Raw genomic sequence first — 10,642 nt, 5'->3', positions numbered from 1 at the left:
GGGGGTTGTTGCGCCGGTCCATCCAGTAGGCGTACCGGCCCTGGGCGTCGGTGGTGAAGGTGTAGGAGTTCGCCCAGGAGTCGACCTGCACGGTCACGCCCGCCAGCGGCGCCGTCGCGCCCTGGCAGCTCTTGCCGGAGACCGTGCCGGACAGCTTGCCCCAGGTGTTCGGCGGCTGCGCGATCATGGTCACCGCCACCGGCTCCACGGTGTACGGGGTGTCCTCCTTGATCGCCACCGACGCCGAGTACGTGCCCGGCTGGTCGACGTTCGCCGTCATCGTGAGGGTGTCGGTGTCCTTCTCACCGGGCGCCAGCGTGACCTTCGACTTGTCGACGGTCAGCCAGCTCACGTCGGCGGCGGCCTCCGAGCACTCGGAGAAGCCGGGCAGGACCTCGCTGTCCTTGGTGGCCGTGAAGCTGCCCGACGAGCCGCCGATCTTGTAGAACCCGCAGGCCGCGCCACCCCGGTAACGGGGGGTGTTGGCGTTGGGCAGGTTCGCCCACGAGTTGGTCGCCGGGTCGAAGGCGAAGCCGGCGTTGGTGATGGCGCCGCCCTGCGACCCGCCGACGACCAGCAGCTTGCCGTTCGCCACCGCGTACGAGGAGGCCCAGCTGTCGGCCGGCGCGTCCGGGATGGCGGTCCAGGCGTTCGCGGACGGGTCGAAGGCGTACCCGGCCTTCTGCGACGTGGTGCCGTCGTTGCCGCCGGTGCAGTAGACGGTGCCGTCGATCCCGCCGCAGGACAGGAACGCCACCGACTTCGGGTACGCGGGCAGCGTCTCCCAGGCGTCCGCACCCGGGTCGTAGCGGACCACCGAGTTGGACATCGGCGTGCAGCTCGCGGTGGTGCAGCCGCCGATCGCGTACAACTTGCCGTCCGCGACCGCCTGGCCAGCCGCCGAGCGCGGCGCCGGGTTGTCGGCCTTGCGGGTCCAGGTGTTCGCCGCCGGGTCGTACGAGAAGGTGGCGGCGTCCGGTCCGGCGGCGCCCCAGCCACCGGTGGCGACGATCTTCCCGTCGATCACCCCGACCGTCATGGCGTTACGCGCGCCGGGCAGGTCGGCGATGCCGGTCCACGCCTGGGCGATCGGGTCGTACCGGTAGTTCTTGGCGCTCGACGTGGTGCCGTCGCCACCGGCGATGGAGTAGATCTTGCCGTCGACGCTGACGACCCGGTTGTCCATCACGTTCGACGGGTAGCCAGGGATGGTGGTCCACGGGTCCGCCTGCGGGGCCGCCGCCGCGCCGATGCCGGTGGACGACTTGCCGGACGAGCGGGCCGCGAACGAGGTGGCGGCGGTCAGCCGCTGGACCGGCGCGCCGGTCGAGCCGAGCAGCGCCTGCTGGGACAACTGGGAACCGTCGGCCCGTTGCAGCACGAACCCGCCGTCGCGTTCGCTGAACTCGGCGTTGACCGGCGCCCCGCCGGTGTTCGTCACGGTGAACGTCGTGCTGACCTTCCCGCTGGGCATCCGGACCGTGCCGGTGATCGAGGCCGGCTTCACCGACAGCCGGCCGGCGGCGAGCTGGAAGTTGGCCGCGGTAGCCCAGTCCTCCTCGACCGTGACCTGCTTGGTCTGGCTCACGTAGTTGCCCGCGCCGGCGGTGAACGGGTGCTTGCCGGTCAGCGACGAGAACATCCAGTAGAAGCCGTCGGGCAGTTCGGTGTCGTCAGGCGTGGCCACCGTGGTGGCCTTCTCCGCCGGGCGGTCCTTGCTGGTCACCGTGGCGCCGTTGACGTAGCTGTTGTCGTTCTTGTCGCGGACGTGGCCGAGCACCAGGCCGCCGTTCACCGGCTTGCAGACGAGCGTGCTGCCGATGAGGACGTTGTCGACCTGCCACCACCATTCCCAGCTGGCCTCGTAGTAGTGGAAGCGCACCCGCACCTGCGACTGACCGGCCGCCTGCGGGATCGGCACCTCGGTCACCCGCGGGCCGCGCACGTCGGCGGCCTGCCGGAGCACGTTGCTCCACGTGGTGCCGCCGTCGAGGCTCAGGTCGACGTCCGCGCGGTCGCTGTTGAGCCAGTTGTAGTCCTGGTTGAACCGGATCACCGGCGTGGTCACGCCGGTGAGGTCGACGACCGGGCTGACCAGCGAGGTGTCCTGCTGCCCGCCGCTGCCGTAGTTGTCGCTGTCGATGATGGCGAAGTTGCCGCTGCCGCCGGTCAGGTTGCCGCGCTCACCGGCGTCGGTGAACTCCCAGACCTGGCCGGTGCCGGCGTTGTCCACCACGGTCCAGCCGTCCGGCACGCCGGTGCCGTCGAACGTCTCGTACTCGCCGTCGGAGCTGACGGTGTAGCCGGGGGCGGTGGTGCACGCCTCGGGGTTCGCCTGCACCGCGATGTTGGCGACAGCGTTGCCCGAGCCGACGGTGACCTCCTTGGTGGTGGTCAGGTAGCCGGCGTACTGCGGCTCGACAGTGAGCCGGTAGGTCGCCCCGGACGGCAGCGACAGGCTGTAGCGGCCGGTGGTGGGCGTGGTGTAGTCGGAGATCGGCGTGCCCTCGACGCTCACCTTCGCGTACAGCGGCCAGCCGTGCCCGGACCCGTCGGTGACCTGCCCGCTGACCGTCACGCTCGGCACCGCGGTGAGCGCGACGTCCAGCGTGGTGGTCGTGTTCGCGGTGACGGTCGCGGACAGCGTGCGCGTGGCGTACCCGAAGGTGGAGACGACGACCTGGTAGTCGCCGGCCGGCAGCAGCGAGGAGTACGTGCCGTCGGCGCCGGTGGTCAGCGTGCGGTCCGCCGCGCCGGACAGCGTGACGGTGGCGCCGGCGATGCCCGCGCCGGTGGCGGCGTCGGTGACCTTGCCGGCCAGCGTGCCGTTGTCCCCGATCGGGGCGGCGGCGAGCAGTGCGAGCGCGTCCAGCCGGCCCTCGCCGTAGACGTTGTTGTCGTCGGTGGTGCCGCCGCACTGGGTGTCACCCTTGTCGATCGCCGCGTCGTCGAGCAGCGCGCGGGTCGCCGGGACGTCGCCGACCAGGGTGGGCGCCGCCGACCAGAGCAGCGCGATCGCGCCGGCCAGGTGCGGCGCCGCCATCGAGGTGCCGCTGATGCTGGCGTACGAGTTGGTCGGCACGCTGGAGCGCACGTTGACGCCGGGCGCCGAGATGTTCGGCTTGATCTCGCCGTTCTGCCCGGTGCCCCGGGACGAGAAGCTGGCGATGTTGTTGTTGACGTCGTACGCGCCGGCCGAGTAGTTGCTGGCCAGGCTGCCCGGCGAGCCGCTGGTCTGGCAGGACGGGCCGTTGTTGCCGTTGGACCAGACGCCGAAGATGCCGGACGCGGTCCAGGCGTTCGTGACGTCCTCCATGAACGGCTCGTTCGACGGCGTCCTGGTGCCCCACGAGTTGTTGATGATGTTCGGCCGCTTGCTGGCGTCCGGGTTCTGCCCGTTGAGATCGGTGGGCTCCAGCATCCACTGGCCGGAGGAGACCAGCGCGGCGTCGGACGGGCAGCACCCGTTCGCGGCGATCCACTTGACCTCGGGGGCGACACCGATCTGGTTGGCCCCGTCGGCGCCGGCCATGGTGCCCATGGTGTGCGTGCCGTGGCCGTCGGAGTCGCACGGCGCGGTGGCGCACTCGTCGGCCGCGTCGAACCAGTTGTAGTTGTGGTCGAAGGTGCCGTCACCGTTGTTGCCGCGGTACGAGTTCACCAGCGCCGGGTGGTCGAACTGGACGCCGCTGTCGATGCTGGCCACCGTGATGCCGGCGCCCTTGACGCCGTACTGTGACCAGACGTCGTCGGCGTTGATGTTGGCGATGCCCCACTCCAGCGCGTTCGCCGACTTCTCGTCGGTGCCCGGGATGGTCTCGGGGAGCTTGTACTCGATCGGCGCGTACAGGCCGTCCACCTCGGAGTGGGCGGCGAAGTTCTGCGCCATGGTCAGCGAGCCGTCGGTGACCTTGATGGCGTTGGTGGCCCAGAAGCTCTGGTACTTCGTGCCCGAGCGGTCCAGCTCGGCGCGGATCTTGGCCTGGCTCTCCGCGGCGGTCTTCTTCAGCGCCGCCGCGACGGCGGCGCCGCGCTCGTTCCAGTCCTTGATCGCGGTGGCCTTGCCCAGGTCCGCCTTGCCCGAGAAGTGAATCCAGAAGTCGCCCTCGCTCTTGCCCTCCAGCTGCCGGGTGAGTTCGGGGCGGATCTTGTCGCCGGCCGACGCGCCGGTACCCGTGCCGGCCTGTGCTCCAGTGCCGGTGGCGGCCAGCGCGGTCGCGGCGAGCACCAGGGCGGCGCCCGCGCTCACCAGCCGCCGGGCCGGGCCCCATCTGTGTGGACGTCTCAGCATCGGTGCTGCCTCCTGTTCCGATGACCCGCTGATGATCGAGCCATGGCAGAAGGGCCAGGAGACGCGCTCTCCCGACTGGTCGCACCGGTATTACCAGAACCCCCCAGGCCCCCTAGGTGTCCGTGCGGGTCTACGCCGGTCACCTGAATGGACACTATGATCGACATGAGGGAACGATCAATGACCGTACGTGAGCAACATGTCACCAACAGGCCCCCGGACCGGATGGCTTGTTGACAGTTTTTGTCACGGTGGGGCGCGGTGACGACTGACGGCACGAACGCGGCGAACTCCGGCACCGAGCCGCCGGAGCGGCCCTTCTCGCTCGTCATCGGCGTGACGTCGTCCCCGGCCGAACGGCTGCGGCTGACCGAGCTGCTCGACGGCGTCGCGCCACTGTTGATGGTCGCCGATCTGGACGAGCTGCGCGAGTTGATCACAGCGGACGCGCCGGACCCGGCCGGCGCGCCGGGTCCGCCCGTACCCGAGCCGAAGCCCGCGCCGGACGGCGCGCTGGTGATCGACGCAGCGCGCTCCACCGCCCGGTGGGGCGACCGCGAGACCGCCCTGACCCGGCTGGAGCGCGACCTGCTGACCTGCCTGACCGCCGAGCCGGTACGGGTGTGGAGCTACGCCGAGCTGCACCGGGCGGTCTGGCGCGACGCGCCGACGCACGGCCGGGCCGACGTGCAGTCCCTGGTGAAGCGGTTGCGACGCAAGCTCGACGAGCTGGGCACCGGCGTCACCATCGCGGCGGTACGCGGTGTCGGCCTGCGGCTCACCGACCACCGCCACCCCCGGGTGCGGGGCGACTGAACGCCGCGGCGGCCGGACGGCGGAACCCGTGGTCCGATCGGAGGAGCGGGCCTGCCGGTGTGGCCGGAATTGATGGCGACCGGTCGATTACCGGTGCGGCACGTATCGCGAAATGTCTTTGCCTCCTACGGTGGCGTCCGGCACGCGGACGGAGGGACCCGGGAATCACCCGAGGGGGGCCGTCCCGGCGGACAGGGAGAGTCATCTCGATGCGAGTTTGGAGTCGCGCGGTGGCGGTCATCGCCGCCGGCGCGGTCGTGGTGGTGGGCGTACCGGCGCTCGCCGGCACCGTCGTCGTGCGGGACGCCGGCGCGGCCGGCCGGACCGGCGCCCAGGCGACCGGGAGCAGCGCCGCGCTCGGCGCCGCGCGTACCACCGCCACCCGGGCGCTGGTCACCCCCGGGGACACCCGGCTGATGCCGACCACGCCCCGCACCGACACGCCGCGGATCACCAACGGCGAGATCACCGACATCGAGGTGATCGGCAACCGGGTCTTCATCGCCGGCACGTTCACCTCGATCGCGAACGTCGGCGGGTCCGCGATCGCGCAGAAGTCCCTGGCGTCGTACAACCTGGACACCGGCAAGGTGGACACCGCGTTCAAGCCGGTCATCGACGGGGCGGTCACCGCGGTGGAGGCGTCACCGGACGGCTCGTCGCTCTACATCGCCGGCACGTTCAACACGATCAACGGCGTCACGAAGCGCAAGATCGCCCGGCTGAACCCGACCACCGGCGCGCCGATCGCCGCGTTCACCGCCACCGCCAACGCGCGGGCCACCGCGCTCGCGGTGAGCGGCAACGCGGTCTACGTCGGCGGTCAGTTCGCGACCGTCAACGGGGTCAGCCGCAGCGGCCTGGCCGCCCTCAACCCCACCACGGGCGCCGTCGACACCGGCTTCAACCTGCCGCTCACCGGCGGCATCGGCGTCGGCGGCATGCTCACCGTGCAGCAGCTCAAGCTCACCCACGACCGCAGCAAGCTGCTCGTCGTGCACACCGGCCGCCAGATCGCCGGCCAGGACCGCTACGGCGTGGCCCTGATCGGTACGGCCAGCAAGGCGCTGCTGCCCTGGCGTACCCGGCTGTGGGAGGACAACCTCTCCTTCGTCGGCGGCATCCAGCGCGTCTTCGCCGGTGACATCGCGCCGGACGACTCGTACTTCGTGGTCACCAGCGGCTCCGGCGGCGACCGGCCGCCGATCAACGACACCGCCATCGCGTACCCGCTGACCGGGAACGACCACGTCGAGCCGCTCTGGATCTCCCGGCACTTCGACAGCATCTACTCGGTCGCGATCACCGACACCGCCGTCTACGTCGGCGGGCACTTCAGCTGGCAGGAGTCGCCCACGTCGAACGTGCCGTGGCCCGGCCTGGACAACGTCGGCTACGGCACCGGCCAGGGGCTCAGCGGCTACGGCCTCGGCGACCAGGTGGTCCGCCGCGACCACCTCGGCGCGCTGGACCCGCTCACCGGCACCGCGCTGGAGTGGAACCCCGGCTCCAACTCGTACGAGGGCGAGAAGGCGATGATCGCCACCTCGCGCGGCCTGCTCGTCGGCGGTGACGGCAACGTCAAGGGCGGCAAGACCACCGGCCGGGTGGCCTTCTTCGACCTCTCCAAGGAGCCCGCGCCCGCGCCGCTGGACACCACAGTCACCGCGCCGATCGAGGGCGCGGTGAAGCCGGCCGGCGAGGAGTTCACCATCAGCGGCCAGGCGCTCGCCCCGGCCGGAGTGGCCCGCGTCCAGCTGGAGATCCAGGACCGCAACAGTGGCAAGTACCTCCAGGCCGACATGACCACCTGGGGCGCGTTCAAGGCGATCAACACGACGCTCGCCGCGCCGAACGCCACCTCCACCACGTGGAGCCTGCCGGTGACGCTGCCGGCCGGCGTCTACCAGTTGCAGGCCAAGACGTTCGACCGCAACGGTGCCGGCGACACCACAAAGGCGGTCAAGAAGATCGAGACGTTCCGCTTCGACGACCTGCCGCCGTCGACCCGGATCAGCTCACCGTCGGCCGGCCTGCTCGCCACGCAGACGTTCGTGGCCTCCGGCACCGCCACCGACGACAAGGGTGTCAACTCGCTGATCTACTCGTTCCGCACGCCGGACAACAGGTACCTGCAGGACGATGGCACCGTCGCCGCCGTCTACAACACGTTCCGCGGCGAGCCGGACGTGATCGGCGCGACGTCCACCACCTGGCAGTACGAGGTCACGCTGCCCACCGAGGGGCAGTGGAAGATGACCGCCACCGCCGTCGACACCACCGGGCAGAGCGACCTGCGCGGCGACACCCGCGACTGGACCGTCTCCGCCAACGGCGTACCGCCGACAGTGGCGATCACCTCGCCGGTGGCGATGACCCCGCCGGGCAACCCGGCGCCGCTCACCGTCGCGCCCGGCGGCACGATCACGTTCGCCGGTACGGCGAACGACGACGACGCGCTCAAGTCGGTGGAGATCTACCTGCGCAACAACACCACCCGCGAGGCGCTGGCCAGCGACGGCACGTGGGGCGCCGACTCGGTCGCCGGCTACCATCGGATCTCCCCGGCCAACCTCGACGCCGCGACGTTCGACTGGTCGTTCACCACCGTGCCGCTGACCCCGGGCGTCTACGACTTCCGGGTACGCGCCACCGACAAGCTCGGCCTGACCACCTCCAGCAACAACATGGGCCGGCTCACCGTCACCGCTCAGGTGCCCGGCGACGCCTTCCCCAACGGGTTGCTCAGCTTCACCGGCACCAACCAGGACATCGACCAGCTGCACCTGGACCTGGCCGGCACCGCCACCGACGACAAGGGGGTACGGGCGGTCCGGATCGCGCTGCGCGACCTGGACACCGGCCGGTACGTGCAGCCAAACGGCACCATGGCCGCCGCGTTCGCCACTGTCGACGCGACGCTCGCCTCGCCCGGCGCGACCAGCACCGCGTTCACGCTCTCGATCGACCTGCCCACCCGGGGCACGTACAGCGTCGAGGCGTGGGCCGTGGACACCGCCGGCCAGCAGGACAACTCGACAAGCGGCGCGACCGCCCGCTACCTGGTCTACCCGGGTGACACCGACCCGACGCTGGAGCCGAGCATCACGCCGGTCGAGGGACAGGCGTACACCGGCGGCCGGATCGTGATCACCGGCCGGGCCGTGGACGACGGCGGGATGCAGAAGGTCGAGGTGCAGATCGGCAACAGCGCCGGGCAGGGCATGAACTCGGCCGGCACGTTCGGCCGGGCGGGCGCGCCGAGCAGTTGGCCGTGGATCGCCACGTTCCTCACCAGCCCGGGCTCGCCGGGGTCGAACTTCGCGTACACGTCGCCGGTGATCCCGGCCGGCACGTACACGGTGACGATCCGCGGCATGGACAACCGGGGGCAGTACCAGCAGCCGCCTCGTACCGTCACGGTGACCGTCACCGACTGACCGGACGGCCTCGCGGGCCGGTCCGCGCCGGGTCTCCCGGCGCCGGGCCGGCCCGTGCCCGTTCTCAGGGCTGGATCAGGCACATCCCGGCGACGGCCGGCCGGTCCATGGTGGCCAGCGCGTCCGGCGCGGCGTCCAGGTCGATGGTGCGGGTGACCAGGTCGGCCGGGCGCAGCACCCCGGCGGTGACCAGCCGCAGCATCTCCGGGTACGCGTGGGCCGGCATGCCGTGGCTGCCGAGCAGCTCCAGCTCGTACGCGATCACCAGGTCCATCGGCAGCGCCGGGCGTCCCTGCGCGGCGGGCAGCAGCCCGACCTGCACGTGCCGGCCGCGCCGGCGCAGGCCCTCGATCGACGCCACGCAGGTGGCGTGAGCGCCCAGCGCGTCCAGCGACAGGTGCGCGCCCCCGCCGGTGGCCTCCCGGATCGCGGCGGCCACCTCGGCGGGACCGCCCAGCGTGCTCGCGTCCACGCAGACAGCGGCGCCGCTGCGGCGGGCCAGTTCCAGCGCGCCGGGCGACACGTCCACCGCCACCACCCGCGCCCCGCTCGCCGCCGCGATCATCACGGCGGACAGGCCGACGCCGCCGCAGCCGTGCACCGCCACCCACTCACCGGCGGCCACCCGGCCCTGCGCGATCACGGCCCGGAACGCGGTGGCGAACCGGCAGCCGAGCGCGGCGGCGGCCGCCTCGTCCAGCTCGTCCGGCAGCCGGACCAGGTTCACGTCGGCGTGCCGTACCGCGACCAGCTCGGCGAACGAGCCCCAGCCGGTGAAGCCCGGCTGGGTCTGCCGCTCGCAGACCTGCTGGTCGCCCGCGAGACACGACGGGCACCGCCCGCACGCGCAGACGAACGGCGCGGTGACCCGGTCGCCGGGCCGCCAGCCGCGTACGTCCGCGCCGGCCGCCACGACGACGCCGGCGAACTCGTGCCCCGGCACGTGCGGCAGACGGATGTCCGGGTCGTGGCCCTGCCAGCCGTGCCAGTCGCTGCGGCACAACCCGGTAGCGCCGACTCGGACGACCACCCCGTCCGCCGCCGGCGCCGGATCATCCACCCGGCAAACCTCCGGCCGCACCCCGAACCGCTCAAACACCACAGCACGCATGCCCCCGATCCTCACACCCCCACCCCGCGCCCCCTCCCGCCCCCTCCCCGCTCCCGCGATCTTGCACTTGCGGGCCGGTAGATGTCCTGAATGCCCCATCTGACCGGGCGGAAAGTGCAAGATCGCCGGCGAGGGCCGGTGCCAGCCTCGCCTGCCCGTCCCAGGCGCGTCGGGTCTCCCATGACCCGAGATCCGTGGTCCGTATCCCGGGAGCAGTCGTAGATCTTGGTACGAGAGCGCCCCCATGGGGGCCGTTTCGTACCAAGATCTACGGGTGGCTCGGGGCGCCGAGGCGAGGGAGGGCGCGCGGGGCGGCTCGAGTCGGCGAACCAGGGAGCTCGGGGCGGGATGGGCTCTCACGCCCGGCCCCTCCCTTCCCGGTGATCAAGGAGTTTGTGTCCTTGTCGGGGCGGTGCCAGTCCGCAAACTCCTTGATCAACGCGCAAGACGCGGGGGAGGGAGCGGGCGGGTGGGGTTACAGGCGGTGGCCCTGGGGGTCTCGGGCGGTGATGCCGTCCAGGCGGGTTCCCGGAGTCAGGGTCTTCGGGTCGAACCAGAAGATCACCACCTGGGGGTCCTCGCTCCACCTGGCCAGCTTCGCGTCGACCTGCCGGCCGTCGACTGTCCCGACGATGCGGGCCGCCGGCCCGACGAAGTAGCCGAACGTCGGTATCGACGTGTCGGTGGGCGCCCGCTGCTGGTCGTACCCGATCTCGTGGAACCCGGCCCGGCGGTCGCTGCCGGACACGTCGTTGAGCAGGAAGTCGGAGGTCAGGTGGCCGTCCGGCGCGCGGCGGCCGGCGACCAGGCCGATCGTCACACGCGGCAGTTCCGGCACGTCGATCGGGACCATGAAGAACACGCGCGCCTCGGCGCCGTACCGGATGCCGCTGTCCACGACGGTCCCGAGCGGCTGTAGCGGCGACTGGGTCGGGGCCGGCGCGGCCGTCGGCGTGGGCGCTGGAGGGCCGGCGGACGCGGTGG

The 10,642-nt window shown here is 71.7% G+C and carries 5 protein-coding genes; 2 read left to right on the top strand and 3 right to left on the bottom strand.

The window, feature by feature from the left end; all coding sequences use genetic code 11:
• A partial coding sequence (locus KBX39_RS11680; RefSeq protein ID WP_210870436.1) for a S8 family serine peptidase occupies positions 1-4,291 on the bottom strand: 4,291 nt, incomplete at its 3' end.
• Positions 4,292-4,552: 261 nt separating this feature from the next.
• On the opposite strand from KBX39_RS11680, the gene KBX39_RS11675 reads away from it, so the two are divergent.
• On the top strand, positions 4,553-5,107 hold the full coding sequence (locus KBX39_RS11675) for a winged helix-turn-helix domain-containing protein (RefSeq protein ID WP_064447446.1): 555 nt from the start codon (positions 4,553-4,555) through the stop codon (positions 5,105-5,107).
• Positions 5,108-5,316: 209 nt separating this feature from the next.
• Positions 5,317-8,547 carry an Ig-like domain-containing protein gene (locus KBX39_RS11670; protein WP_210870435.1) on the top strand — a complete coding sequence of 1,077 codons (3,231 nt, stop codon included), beginning with the start codon at positions 5,317-5,319 and terminating at the stop codon, positions 8,545-8,547.
• A 64-nt stretch (positions 8,548-8,611) separates the two neighbouring features.
• Here the strand turns inward: KBX39_RS11670 and KBX39_RS11665 are convergent, their stop codons facing one another.
• Both KBX39_RS11665 and KBX39_RS11660 read right to left on the bottom strand, forming a co-directional pair.
• Complete coding sequence (locus KBX39_RS11665) at positions 8,612-9,607, bottom strand: zinc-dependent alcohol dehydrogenase family protein (protein ID WP_312247085.1); 996 nt, start codon at positions 9,605-9,607, stop codon at positions 8,612-8,614.
• 526 nt (positions 9,608-10,133) lie between these two features.
• Positions 10,134-10,642: hypothetical protein (locus tag KBX39_RS11660; RefSeq protein WP_210870431.1), on the bottom strand; the 509-nt coding region annotated here is incomplete at its 5' end.

It is taken from the genome of Micromonospora sp. D75 (genome assembly GCF_018070405.1).
GTDB lineage: Bacteria > Actinomycetota > Actinomycetes > Mycobacteriales > Micromonosporaceae > Micromonospora > Micromonospora chalcea.
The sequence above is the reverse complement of the archived record's forward strand: the minus strand, read 5'-3'. Positions and strand labels throughout refer to the sequence as shown.

Coding starts and splice junctions, on each gene's coding strand:
- KBX39_RS11670 (WP_210870435.1), top strand. CDS start 5,317: ATGCGAGTTTGGAGTCGCGCGGTGGCGGTCATCGCCGCCGGCGCGGTC.